The 12997-nt window shown below is 72.5% G+C and carries 8 protein-coding genes; 3 read left to right on the top strand and 5 right to left on the bottom strand.

Going from position 1 to position 12997, the window contains the following annotated elements; genetic code table 11:
- Nucleotides 1-44: 44 nt before the first annotated feature.
- The 3 genes from WMF29_RS16645 to WMF29_RS16635 all read right to left on the bottom strand — a co-directional run bounded on the left by WMF29_RS16645 (nt 45) and on the right by WMF29_RS16635 (nt 3921).
- Nucleotides 45-1055 carry a polyprenyl synthetase family protein gene (locus WMF29_RS16645; protein ID WP_437329763.1) on the bottom strand — a complete coding sequence of 337 codons (1011 nt, stop codon included), beginning with the start codon at nt 1053-1055 and terminating at the stop codon, nt 45-47.
- Between the two features lie 157 nt (nt 1056-1212).
- Nucleotides 1213-1770, bottom strand: a complete 558-nt coding sequence (locus tag WMF29_RS16640; RefSeq protein WP_272098226.1) for a GbsR/MarR family transcriptional regulator — start codon at nt 1768-1770, stop codon at nt 1213-1215.
- 402 nt (nt 1771-2172) lie between these two features.
- Nucleotides 2173-3921, bottom strand: coding sequence for a phosphoenolpyruvate carboxykinase (GTP) (locus WMF29_RS16635; RefSeq protein WP_437329762.1), 1749 nt, complete (start codon nt 3919-3921; stop codon nt 2173-2175).
- Nucleotides 3922-4098: 177 nt separating this feature from the next.
- On the opposite strand from WMF29_RS16635, the gene WMF29_RS16630 reads away from it, so the two are divergent.
- Nucleotides 4099-4956: a metallophosphoesterase gene (locus WMF29_RS16630; protein WP_437329761.1), complete on the top strand. Its 858-nt coding sequence runs from the start codon at nt 4099-4101 to the stop codon at nt 4954-4956.
- Nucleotides 4957-4984: 28 nt separating this feature from the next.
- Here WMF29_RS16630 and WMF29_RS16625 read toward each other — a convergent pair whose 3' ends face one another.
- Nucleotides 4985-6184: an aminotransferase class V-fold PLP-dependent enzyme gene (locus WMF29_RS16625; RefSeq protein WP_437329760.1), complete on the bottom strand. Its 1200-nt coding sequence runs from the start codon at nt 6182-6184 to the stop codon at nt 4985-4987.
- A 420-nt stretch (nt 6185-6604) separates the two neighbouring features.
- Here WMF29_RS16625 and WMF29_RS16620 point away from each other — a divergent pair, with 420 nt between their 5' ends.
- Together WMF29_RS16620 and mutH are read left to right on the top strand one after the other, a co-directional pair.
- Nucleotides 6605-10222: a protein kinase domain-containing protein gene (locus WMF29_RS16620; RefSeq protein WP_437329759.1), complete on the top strand. Its 3618-nt coding sequence runs from the start codon at nt 6605-6607 to the stop codon at nt 10220-10222.
- Between the two features lie 218 nt (nt 10223-10440).
- Nucleotides 10441-11124, top strand: a complete 684-nt coding sequence (gene mutH, locus WMF29_RS16615; protein WP_437329758.1) for a DNA mismatch repair endonuclease MutH — start codon at nt 10441-10443, stop codon at nt 11122-11124.
- A 39-nt stretch (nt 11125-11163) separates the two neighbouring features.
- Here mutH and WMF29_RS16610 read toward each other — a convergent pair whose 3' ends face one another.
- Nucleotides 11164-12873, bottom strand: coding sequence for a serine/threonine protein kinase (locus tag WMF29_RS16610; protein WP_437329757.1), 1710 nt, complete (start codon nt 12871-12873; stop codon nt 11164-11166).
- Between the last annotated feature and the right edge of the window lie 124 nt (nt 12874-12997).

Raw genomic sequence — 12997 nt, 5'->3', positions numbered from 1 at the left:
AGCGCGCGCTCCGCGCACTGCATCCAGGGGTTCGTCATCGCCGCTCACCGCCTCCGCCGGGGCGTCGACATCGCGACCCCCTCCAGCGCCGCCTTCGCCGGGCTCTCCGGGAGCGGCTCGATGCTCCGCACCGCGTCCCCGCAGAGCCGGGACGCGAGCTCGAGACAGTCGTCCACGACGCGCTTCTCGACCATGATCTGCGCGATGCGCCGGCCGAGCTCCGGCTCGACGGCCGTGTCCTCCGACGCGCAGTGCGCCTCGAGGGCGGGCGTGAGCTCGCGGTCGCGCTCCATCGCGAGGAGCAGCGGGTACGTCATCTTGCCCTCGCGCAGGTCCGTGAGCAGCGCCTTGCCGGTCGCCTCCGGGTCGCCCGCGAAGTCGAGGACGTCGTCGACGAGCTGGAACGCGACCCCGAGGCTCGTCCCGAAGCTCTCGAGCGCCTTGCAGAGCGGCTCGCTCACGCCGCCCGCGCGCGCCCCTGCGAACATCGCCCAGCGGAACAGCGACGCCGTCTTGCCGTCGACGATCTGGAAGTACTCGCTCGTGCTCGTGCGCACGCGGCCCCGCGACGCGAGCTGGAGCGCCTCGGCGACGACCATCTCCTTGATCACGAGGAGCACCCGCTCGAGCACGTCGGTCATGCCGACCGCCTGGATCTTGGAGAGCGCGTCGAGCAGGAGGTAGTCGCCGCCGAAGATCGAGGCGGCGTTGCCGTAGATGACCCGCGCCGCGTCCGCGCCGCGCCGGCGGTCGCCGAGGTCGACGACGTCGTCGTGCAGCAGCGTCGCGTTGTGGACCAGCTCGACCGTCACGGCGAACGTCCGCGCGGCGTCGTTGAAGCCGCTCCCGATGTGGGAGGCCAGCGCGACGCAGATGGGCCGCAGCCGCTTGCCGTTCAGGCCGAGCAGGTGCCGCGCGCTCCGGTGCGCCGGCGTCTCGCCGTCCAGCCCGACCTTCGCGATCTCGCGCTCGATGTCGCCGAGGTCCCCGTCGAGCAGGCGCCTCAGCTCCGCGAGGCGCGCTGCGAGCGCGTCGAGCCCTCGCCCAGCGCACATGCCTCCGAGGCTCGAGACGACATCGCTCCGCTGGACCGTCCCAGTAAACGTTGTAGTCGCAGTCATCCCATCTCCACCTGGAAGCACGAGCGCACGCTGCGCCCCGCACCGCGCGGGGCCCCCCGTGACGGTCGAGCTCTCCGAAATCACGGTCCCGCTAGGCGCCTCGCCGGGAACGCACGGCGCGGATGGGGAACCGGACCAGATCCCCGAACCGCGAGAAATCCACGGTCCTGCTCTTGATGAACCCGTCGAGCGCCGCCTGCGCGACGATCACGAACGAGAGGAGCCGCTCCACCCGATCGAGGCTGAACCGGGCGGCTTCGGTCGGAGGCAGGCCTTCCAGCAGCGCCGAAGCCCGCTCGAGGCGCTCCCTCACGGAGTCGGCGATCAGCCGCTCGCGCTCGGCGAACACTTTGGAAATCATCTTCCAGAAGTCCGTCTCGGCCTCGAAGAACTCCTTCCGCTCTCCCGGTTTCCATACTCTTCGTACTACACCCCACCTTTGCAATTCTGTCAGCGACATACTCATTGCGCCGGAGGAAACCTGCAGCCGCTCACCGATCTCGGCGGCGGCGAGGGCTCCGCCCTCGATGAACAGGACGGTCCAGATCCGCCCGAGCACCCGGCGGAAGCCCCAGTGCTCGATGACGTCGCCGATCGCGTCCGCCGCGAGCAGCTCCGCCTGGCGATGGATGTCGCTTGCGTGGCTCATGAAAGTTTCAGAATTCTTTGAAAGAACTGTGTGGGCCTACTTGCGCCGGCGTCAAGACATTCCCGACCGTTCTCGCCATGTAGCGCGGACGGGCAGGTCGGTTCCTGGGCCGGCGCGGGCGCGCGCGTCACTTCCTCGGCCGCGCGCAGGCGCGTCACTCTTCCTCGGCCGCGCGCCCGCGCGTCACTCTTCCCGGGCCGCGCGCCCGCGCGGCCTGGCGTCGAGCGCCGGGATGCTCCTGGGCAGGGCTCGCGCGTCAGCTCCGCGAGCCTTCGGCCGGGGGCCGTTCCGGGCCTCGCGGCGGTGCGTGGCGTGAATCAGGCGTGATCGGGCGTGAGTCAGGCGTGAATCAGGCGTGAATCAGGCGTAAACCGCGTCTGAACCGCTCTCGACCGCGCTAGCTCACGCGCGCATCCGGGCCATGAGATCCCGGTTTTGCCGGAGCAGCGCCTCGGGCATGCGCGAGCCGAACGACTCCAGGAACGCCTCGCGATCGCGCGCCTCCTCCAGCCACGCGTCGCGATCGATCGCGAAGAGCTCGCGCATCGCCTCGTCGTTCACGCCGAGGCCGCTCGTGTCGAGCTCGCCGTCCGCGGGCATGATCCCGACCGCCGTGTCGCGCCCCTTCGCCTCCCCGCGCACGCGCGCGACGATCCAGCGGAGGACGCGGAGGTTCTCGCCGAAGCCTGGCCAGAGGAGCGCGCCCGCCTCGCTCTGCCGGAACCAGTTCACGTGGAAGATCTTCGGGAACGCCGCGCGGTTCTCGCCGAGCTCGATCCAGTGCCCGAAGTAATCGCCCATGTTGTATCCGCAGAAGGGGCGCATCGCCATCGGGTCCCGGCGGACGACCCCGACCTTCCCGGTGGCCGCCGCGGTCGTCTCCGAGGCCATCGTCGCGCCCAGATAGACGCCGTGAGCCCAGCCGCGCGCCTCGCAGACGAGCGGCGCGAGGCGCGCGCGCCGTCCGCCGAAGACGATGGCCGAGATGGGCACGCCCGCTGCGGCCTCGAACTCCGTCGAGATGGACGGGCACTGGCGGGCCGGCGCGGTGAACCGGCTGTTGGGATGCGCCGCGGGCTCCTTGCTGTCGGGCGTCCATCGGCGTCCCCTCCAGTCGGTGAGCACCGGCGGCACCGGACCGTCGAAGCCCTCCCACCACGGCGTCCCCTCCGGCGTGAGCGCCACGTTCGTGAAGATCGAGTTCCTGGCCAGCGTCGCCAGGGCGTTCGGGTTCGTCTTCGAGCTCGTCCCCGGCGCCACGCCGAAGAAGCCGGCCTCGGGGTTGATCGCCCAGAGCCGGCCATCCCGGCCGATCCGCAGCCAGGCGATGTCGTCGCCGACCGTCCACACCTTCCACCCCTTCTGGGACGCCGGCGGCACCAGCATGGCGAGGTTCGTCTTCCCGCAGGCGCTCGGGAACGCCGCGCAGATGTACGTCACCCGCCCTCCCGGGTCCTCCAAGCCGAGGATGAGCATGTGCTCCGCGAGCCACCCTTCGTCGCGCGCCATCGTGCTCGCGATGCGCAGCGCGAAACACTTCTTCCCGAGCAGCGCGTTGCCCCCATACCCGGAGCCGACGCTCCAGATGAGCCGCTCCGCCGGGAAATGGCAGACGAAGCGGCGCTCGGGGCTCAGGTCCCCGAGCGAGTGCAGCCCCCTGCAGAAGTCCTCGGAGCTGCCCAGCGCATCGAGCGCGACCCGGCCCATACGGGTCATGATCCGCATGCTCGCCACGACATAAGGGCTGTCGGTGATCTCGATTCCGACCTTCGAGGAGGGCGATCCCACTGGGCCCATCAGGTACGGGACGACGAACATCGTCCGCCCCTTCATCGCCCCGTCAAACAGCCGTCCGACCCGCTGCGAGGCCTCGTCCGGCGACATCCAGTTGTTCGTCGGGCCCGCGTCTTCCTTATCGCGAGTGCAGATGAACGTGAGGTGCTCAGTCCGGGCGACGTCGGTCGGGTCGCTCCGGTGAAGATAGCAGTTGGGGTATCTCTCCCCGTCGAGCGCGAGGAGCGTACCGTCGCTCAGCATCCCCTGGATCAGCGTTCGGTTCTCCGCCTCGGAGCCGTCACAGAAGACGACCCGATCAGGCCGCGTCTGATGGGCGACCTCGTCCACCCACGCTGAAAGTTTCCGGTTTTGCATACGACTGCGAGCCTAGCCCGAGCGAGAACCTCCGCCAAGTCACAGTACTATTGTAGTATTTCGTCAAATCTGGATGTTCTGGCAGAGGGCGTGGCGTGGCAGCCGGCCGGCGTTCACGCGTCGGATGGGCTCAGTTCACGCGAGGCGAACGCAGGGACGTTCGGCTATGCTGGAGACGTGCAGCGTGTCGTCGACCTCCCTGATCGGGGCAGACTCATCGTCGCCACCGATTTACAGGGCAATGTCGCGGATTTCGAGCGAATCGCCGAGATCTTCGAGCGGGCGGCGACCGGCCGTGACGGCGCGGTCCTCGTGATCACGGGCGACCTGGTCCACGGGCCCGAGCTCGACGAAGGTGAATGGCCCGACTACCTGGGCTCGTTCTACCGGGGCGATTCCGTGACCTTGTTGAAAAAGGCGAGGAGTCTCGCGGAACGCCACCCCGGCAGGGTTCACTACCTGCTCGGAAATCACGAGCACGCGCACGTGGGAGGTCCGGTGGTGGCCAAATTCTTCCCGGACGAGGCGCTGCGGCTCGAAGACCTCCTCGGCCCGGAGGACACGCTGGCGATGCGGAGCTGGTTCCGCGGGTGGCCGTTCGTGGCGGCCGCGCGCGCGGCCCGGCTGGTCATGCTGCATGCGGCGCCGCACGCCCGCATCCAGAGCCGGCAAGATCTCGATCGGCTCCCGCTCGACGGGTTCCTCGACGTACCGCTCTCGGAGATGAGCCTGCACGGGACGCTCGGCGCGCTGCTCTGGGCGCGGAGCACGTCGAGCGACCGCGCCTATGCCTTCCTCCGCGCGATCGACCCGGACGCTCGCGTGGCGATCTACGGGCACGACGTCGCGCGCGAGGGGTATGCCACCGAGCGCGAGCCGCTGCTCTGCCTGTCGACGAGCTTCGGTTGCTACGACGGCGACAAGCTCTACCTGGAATGGGATCTCGCCGAGCCCGCGGAGAGCGCGGCCGACGTCGCCTGGCGCGGGCTCCGGTCGCTGTACCCCGACGCGCCGCGCGTCCACAGCGAACCCTGAGCGTCCCGACGAGAGCTTCGCCAGAGCGCTATCGACCGAGCTCTTCGACCAGGGCCGCGACGCCCTGGTCGATCTCGGCGTCGGTGAGGTATGGCGCGGGGCCGATGCGCAGCACGTCACGCCGGGCGTCGACGAGCACGCGCCGGGCGCGGAGGCGCTCGACGACGTCGCCCGCCCGCGCTGAGCGGACGGCGACGAAGCCGCCCCGGCGCTCGGGCTCGCGGGGCGAGACGACGTCGCCGCCGCGGCCCGCGGCGTCGAGGACGCCGAGGATGCGCCCGGTCTGCCGGAGCGATATCGCGCGCAGCCGCGGCACGGTGAGGCCGAAGCGATCCCAGTGCGCGATCACCGCGGCGGCGCGGTAGATCGCGGAGGGGTCGAACGTGGAGCCCGCGAACCGCGCGCCCCCGGGCGCGTACGCGACGCCCCCGCTGCTGCCCGCGAGCGAGCCGAAGTCGGCGAACCAGCCGGTGAAGACCGGACGCAGCTCGCAGCCGTGCGGGACGCGCATCCAGCAGATCCCCTCGCCCATCGCCGCGTACTTGTAGCCCCCCGCGACAGCGAAGACATGAGGCGCGGCGCTGCCCCACGCGAGCGGGACGACGTTGAACGCGTGGTAGGCGTCCACGAGCGGGACGGCGCCGATCTCGGCCGCGCGCGCGACGATCTCGCCGAGCCGCGGCACCACCGTCGCGCTCTCGAAGAGCACGGCCGAGATCGCGAGCATCGAGGTGCCCGGCCGGAGCGCCGCGAGCAGCCGGTCGGCGAGCGCGTGGCGCGGCTCGATGGCCACCCAGTCGATCTCGACGCCGTCCTCGGCGAGGCGGGCGAGCTGGCGCCTGAGCGAGTGGAACTCGCCCTGCGTGGTGACGATCCGGAGCCGCTCGCGCCGCGGGAGCGACGAGATCAGCCGGTAGACGAGCTCGTGGGTGTTCTGGCCGAAGGCGATGGCGTCGCCGCGCTCGAAGCCCATCCGCTCCAGGATCGCCGCGCCGACCGCCGAGAGCCTGGGCAACACCGCGGCGTCCCACTTGCCGTCGACGAGCCGCGCGGCGTCGTCGAAGCATGCGGCGAGCGCGTCGCGCGCCACATCAGGCCAGGCCTGGTGCGAGTGCCCCGTGAGCAGGATGCGCGGCGCCGCGTCCCCGGCCGGCGCGAGGAAGCGCGAGTACGCCGCGCGGAACGCGTCGAGGTCGAGAGAGAAGCCCTGTTCCACGTCTCCTTGCATTCCAGCTCTTCAGTCGAGGCACGCCCGGCGGACACGCTGGGCGACGAGGCCCCGTAGCGCTGCCGCTTAACCCACTTCGCTGCTCACTTCCACCCAGCCGGTCCGTGCGGTGCGGTGCCTTGCGCAGGATGCGTGGATTGCGTCCTCAACGCGTAGAGCGGCCCGGAGCGCTCTGCCATCTGCCGCTGCCCCACGCGCGCGCCGACGGCCCAGGCGGCCGGACGCGAGGGGACGCGCTTCTGCGGGAGATCGAGCGTCGACGGGGCCGGCTCCTCGCCGTGCCACGACGCGCTCGCCTGGGCGAGGAGGCGAAACGCGCGGCGGGGGCGCGCCTCGGGCCGGTCCGATCATCGTAGGGGGAGGTAGCTGTCTCGGAGCCATGTGGAGCGGTACGCGCTCCGGATCGAGGTGGGAGGTTCCATGGCGGGCGAGGATTGCCGCGGCGTGGGAGGGGGGCCGGCGCGTCGGCGCGCTAGACTGCGCAACCTGCCGATGCGACCGCGCGCGGAATACCTCGAAGGGCTCGTCGACCTCACGTCCCACGACGACCCGAACGTCCGCCGCGCGCTCTTCCGGCAGACGATCGCCTCGCTGGCCCTGGTCGACGCGCTCGATGGATCGACCCCGCTCGACTCCCTCAGCCCGGATGGCCTGCTCCGGAGCGTCCAGACCGCCATGGCCGACGGGCTGCTCGACGATCTGAGCTGGCTCGCGCCGGCCGCGGCGAGCGTGGCGCTCTACGAGATCGCCGGGGCGCTCCCGCTCGGGCCCGAGCGGCGCGAGCTGGGCAGGCGCGTCCTGGGACAGCTCTATGCCGGCAACGCAGCGACGTTCGTCGCCCTCGCGACCCGCATGGCGGCCGGCTCGGCCCGCGGCCTGTCCGGGGCAGGGATCCGCGCCCGCGTGATGCTCTCGCTCTGGCTCCCCGCCGGCACCGACATCCCGGTCGAACCGCTCGCGCTCCTGCTCGCCTCGCGGCGCGAGCTGTCGCGCGACTGGATCGCCGCGCCATCGACCGGCTCGCTCCCGGAGCGACGCCTCGCCGCGCGCCTGCTCGAGCGCGCCGCCCGCGAGGCGACCCGCCGGGCCACGCAGGGCGACGACCTCCCGCTCCGGCTGTTCCGCAACGTCGGCGACGGGCGGCGGCGCGACCTCGACCGCAGCGCCGACGGGATCGCGCTCGCCTGGCAGACGCTCCTCGCCGATCGCGAGCCGCTCGTGTGGCGCCACGTGGCCGCGGCGCGCGGGCTGCTCGCCGGGGTGCTGCCCGACTTCGCCGAGGAGGTGCGCGCGCTGCTCTCCCAGGATCTCTCCCCCACCGAGTGGCGGCGCGGCGCGGCGTCGCTGGCCGCGAGCATCGCCGTGGATCCGGACGGCGCGCTCGGACGCGCGATCGAGCTGCTCCGGAGCCCGCTGCTCGCCGCGGATCCGGGCATCGCCACGGCGATGGCCTGGGGGCTCCCCGTCGCGGCCGACGCGGAGCCCGAGGCCGCCGACGCGCTGCTCGACGAGATCGCGCGCACCTCCCCGATGGCGACCGCCGAGGCGATCGTCGAGCTCCGGCGCGAGCTCCGGGGCGTGATGAGCCGCGGCGAGCCGTTCGGCGCCCGCGCCGCGGCGCGCTGCGCCCGCGCGCTCGAGGACGCGCTCGAGGCCCCGCCCAGCGCGCACGTCCGCGACGACGGGCTCGCGGCGCTCGCGCGCGTCATCCACCGCGACCTCTCGATGGACAGCGCCGGGGTGGCGCTGCTGCGCGGCGCGCTCGACAGCGCCGTCGCGGCGTTCGTCGAGACCGGCCCGCGCGACGCGCACGGCCGCGCGCTCGAGGCCTACGCCCTGGCGACCGAGGTGGTGGGCGCGCTCGAGGAGATCGAGCTCTGCGAGCACGACGACGCGCAGAGCACCGCGGCGCGCAGGGCCGCGCTGGGGCTCGTGCGCGAGCTCGACGCCGAGCTGCTCGGCTCCGGCCTGCTGAAGAGCCTCCTGCTCCTGAACCGGCGGCCGAGCGAGGACGCGACCGGGGTCGCCTCCCTGGACAATCTCGACGAGCGGCTCGCTCGCTGGCTGCTCCGCGCCGAGGGTCCCGCCGCCCGGGCGAGCGCCTCGCCGCCCCTGCACGTCACCGTGCACCAGCGCAACCTGCGCGCGCTCATCCACCTGATCGACGGAGAGAGCACCGATTTCGGCAGCGAGCCCGAGCTCAAGGCGCGGGTGCTCGCCCGCTGGACGGGCGCCATCAGCGTGCTGCTCGACCGGCTGCGCGCCGAGCGCGGCTCGTCGCTCCGCCGCGCCATCGCCGCCTCGGTCGCCCGCGGCCTCGACGCGCTCGTGCGCGAAGGCGCCGCCGACGCGGCCGACATCTTCTTGCACGCGGCGATGCGCGGCGGCGACCCCGACGACCTCGACGTGCTCGGCCAGGCGAGCATGCACCCGGACGTCGCCCAGCTGCTGCGCGCCTACGCGCGGTTCGCGCGCGGCGGGCGCGAGGGCGGCGCGCGCGCGACGGAGGGCGACGCCCCGGCGTCGCGCCGGTCGACCCGACAAGGCGGCCTCGACGCGGAGCTCGCCGAGGCCGAGCGCGCGCGCGTGGCGCTCGAGCGCATCGCCGCCCTCGAGGCGCTCGTCACCGCGCTCCCTGCGGGCGCGTCGCAGCGCACGGAGATCGTGCGGGGCGCGCTCGCCCGCCTCTCGCGCGCGCTCGGCGCGCTGAACGCGGCCCGCGCGCTCAGCGCGCTGACCGGCGCGGGCGACGGCGACGTGGACGCCTCGCCGCTCGCCGCCCTGGAGGAGGCCTTGACGCGCCTCGCGCAGCTGACCGCGGGCGCGCGCCGGCGCTGCGGGGAGCACCCGGCCTCCGCGCCCTCCGGCGCGACCGAGCCGCTGCGCCTCGCCATCGAGGTCGCGCTGCAGGACGAAGGCGACGCGGAGCCGAGCGTCGCCGCGCCGATCGAGGCGCTCGTCTCGGCCGCGCGCGCGAGCATCCCGAGCGCGCTTGCCGATGTGGTCGCCCTCGTCGTGCCGCGCGTCCTGCTGCTCCCGGTCCGGCGGCCGAGCGCGCCGAGCGGGGTCGCCCTGCCCGAGCAGCCGCTGCCCGCGTGGCTTCCGAGCCGGCGCACGCTGGGCGGCTTCTACGTGCACCGCCAGCTCGGCGGCGGCTCGCTGGGGACGGTGTTCGTCGTCACCCGCACCGAGGAGCGACACGATCCGTCGGCGGAGCGGTTCGCCCTCAAGGTGCCGGAGTACGATCACACGGCGGCCAGGAGCGTCTCGGAAGCCGACTTCCTCCGCCTGTTCCGGGAGGAGGCGGGCGCGCTGCTCTCGCTGCCCGATCACCCGAACCTCGCCCGCTTCGTCACGTTCGACGCGGGCGCCCGCCCCAAGCCGATCCTCGTGATGGAGCTCATCGAGGGCATCCGCTGCGACAAGCTGCTCGACGCTCGAGGCCTCACCTCCCGGAGCGCGGTGGCGCTGCTCGACGGCATCCTCGCCGGGCTGGAGGCCATGCACGCCGTCGGCGTCGGGCACCTCGACATCAAGCCGACCAACGTGATCCTGCGCGGGGGACGCGAGCCCGTGCTCGTCGATTTCGGCCTCGCAGGCCGCCACATCCGCCCCGGCTGCGCCACCGGCTGCTACGGCGCCCCGGAGATCTGGGGCGTCGTCCCCGCCGGGGTCACGCCGACCCCGCTCACCGCCGACGTCTACAGCTTCGGCTGCCTCGCCTACGAGATCCTCACCGGCAAGACGCTGTTCGACGCGCCCACCGAGGTCGCGCTCATCACGGCGCACGTCACGCACGATGGGCTCCCTGCGCCGATCAAGCGCATCGCCGACGATCCGAGGACCGCCGACATCGCGGCGTTCATGTATGCCTGTTTACGACATAACCCGAACGACCGCGCGAACGCCTCCTCCTTGAGGGAGATGCTGCTGCGGATCACCGGTCAGCTCGCTGACCTGAGATGGCCGCTCGACGACGAGCGGGCTGCCAGGCCCAACGCTGGTGGACCTCGGAAAGTCCATACAGGAAATTCCTGATGCGTTTTTCCTCTGAATCCTGTCGGCCCAAAGAAGGTTTTAAGCAGTAGGTTGTTTCTCGGCGGCGCGTTCGGGGGGGCCGCGTATCAGGCCGCCATGGCCCCCGGGTCAGCGCTGCTCGATCCCCATCGACGTACCGGCGCACCCCGGCGGCCAACCTTTCTCGATCGCGGCTGAGCGCTGGAGTCGCGCCCCGCGATGCTCTAAGGGCGGCGTCGTTGATCCCTGCGCTGAAACCGCCGCGCGACGAAGCCGAGCTCCGGGGCCGGGCGGCCGCGCTCGCCGGCCTGACGCTCGCCGATCTCGCGCGCGCGCTCGGTTGCGCCGTGCCCCGAGGCGGCGTGCGCACGAAGGGCGCCGCCGGCGCGCTCGTCGAGCGCGCGCTCGGCGCGACGGCCGGCTCGACATCGAGGCCCGATTTTCCCCACCTCGGGATCGAGCTCAAGACGATCCCCGTCGACGTGGCCGGGGCGCCGCAGGAGTCGACGTTCGTCTGCTCGATCTCCCTCTCGGACGCCGATCGTGCGGAGTGGGAGACGTCGCGCGCTCGCGCGAAGCTCGCCTGTGTGCTGTGGGTCCCGATCATCGCCTCTCCTGGCCGGCCGAGCGAGGAGCGACGGCTGGGCGCCCCGCGGCTCTGGCGGCCGACGGACGCGCAGGAGCGCGTCCTGCGCGCCGATTTCGAAGACCTGATGGGGCTCATCGGCATCGGCGCCGTCGAGGCGCTCACCGCGCACGCGGGGCGCTGGCTCCAGGTGCGGCCAAAGGCCGCGAGCGGGCGCTCGCGGACGCTCGCGTTCGGACGCGACGGGGAGATGATCGCCGCGCTGCCGCGCGGCTTCTACCTGCGCCCCAGCTTCACCGGCGCGATCCTGAGCGATCCGGCCGCGATCCCGGGGTGACCGGCGAGCCCCCTCCGCGAACGGGCGCCGCGGCGCGCGTCACTTGCAGGGGACGACCTTCTTGGAGCCGTCCGGCATCGTGGCGGTGCATGTCTCCAGCGAGAGATCGTCGTTCACGGTCGGCGTGACGGTGCGCGGCGTCGCAGGCTCGTCCACGGCAGCCCCCCCGGCTTCCGCTGGGCGCGTGCGCCCTCGCCCTCCGGCGCCGGCGCGCGGCGGCTTGCCCGCGCTGGCGCTCGGCGCCGCCGTACCCGCTGCGGACGGCTCGCTCCCCGCATCCGCCGCTGTCCCGGTCGGGCTGACGCCCGCATCCGATGGGCCTGCGTCCGCCTCGCTCGCGCCTGCGTCAGCGGTCGCCGCGGCGCCCGCGGGGACAGCGACCGTCGGGCTTGCCGCGGCCGTGTCCGGCGCCTGAGGCGCCGTCGCCGTCGGCGCGCCGGGAGCCGCCGTGTCGGCAGACGAAGGCGCTTCCGCCGGAGCGGTCGCCTCGCTCCCTCCCACAGCGAAGCGGCTGCGCTGGAACTGGAGCGCGCCCCACGCGCCCACGAGGACGGCGACAGCCCCGACCGCCACGTAGAGCATCGTGCGCCCGCGGCGCGGGACCTCGTCCTCCACCGGGGGCGTAGAGCTGCCCGTGCGCGCGCCCCTGTCGCTCACCGACGGCCCGCCGCTGCTCGTGCGCGACGCGCGCGACGTCCGCGTCATGGCCGCCCGCGACGCCGGCGGAGGCAGGTCGAGCTCCACGGCGTGCTGGCGGAGGATCCCGCCGATGGTCGTGCGCGTGCCCGGCGCGGCGTAGGGCGCGAGCGCCTGAACGAACTCCGCGATCGACTGGAAGCGATCCTCCGGCTCGCGCGCGATCGACTTCTCGATCACCTCGACGAGGCCCTCCGGCACCTCGGGGCGGAGGTCCTGGAGCGCCTCGGGCGGCGACGTGTAGATCTTCGCGCACAGCTCGGGGAAGCTATCGGCGACGTACGGCGGCCTGCCGCCGATGATCTCGAAGAGGCACACGCCGAGCGCGTAGATGTCGGTTCGAGGATCGACGCTCTTCGAGGAGCGCATCTGCTCGGGGGACATGTACAGCGCGGACCCGAGGATCGTGGTCGTCTGCGTGAGCGAGACGTTGCCCGTGTCGCCGGTGAGGATCTTCGAGACGCCGAAGTCGAGCACCTTGATGTGCGGGGCGCCGTCCGGGCGCTTCGTCAGGAACAGGTTCGCCGGCTTCAGATCGCGGTGGACGATGCCGAGCGCGTGCGCCTCCGCGAGCGCCTCGCACGCCTGGACGATGTGATCGATGCACTCGCCGATCGCGAGCGTGCCCGACTCGGCGGCGTGGCCCGCGAGGTCCACGCCGTCGAGCAGCTCCATCACCATGTACGGCTCGCCGCTCTCGAGGGCGGCCACGTCGAGCACGCGCACGACGTGGGGCGTCTGCAGCTTGGCGACCGTGCGCGCCTCGCGCATGAACCGCTCCGACGCCTCGGTGTACGACATGAACTCCGGGAGCAGGAACTTGATGGCGACACGCGTATCGAGATCGAGGTGCAGCGCCTCGACCACGAGCCCCATGCCTCCACGGCCGATCGTGCGCTCGACGCGGTACTTGCGCGCAATGACGGTGCCAGGCGCGATCGTGTAGACGTTGTCAGCCTTCGGTTCCCCCGGGCCGAGCGGAAACGCAGCCGTCTCCGGGCCGACCGAGACTTCTCCTTCGGTCGAGTCCGGCTCACCAGAGGAGGGCGCCATCGAGCTAAGGTATACACGTCGCGCTTCTCCGAAGCGATTCCCCTCACGCCGCAGGAATGCAAAGAGCTGCGAAAAAACGACCCCCAGGTGGGACGCGCGCGTGGAACAGGCGGAAGCAAGCGCA

It is taken from the genome of Sorangium sp. So ce381, from assembly GCF_051473845.1.
GTDB classification, from domain to species: Bacteria; Myxococcota_A; Polyangia; order Polyangiales; family Polyangiaceae; genus Sorangium; species Sorangium atrum.
The sequence above is the reverse complement of the archived record's forward strand: the minus strand, read 5'-3'. Positions and strand labels throughout refer to the sequence as shown.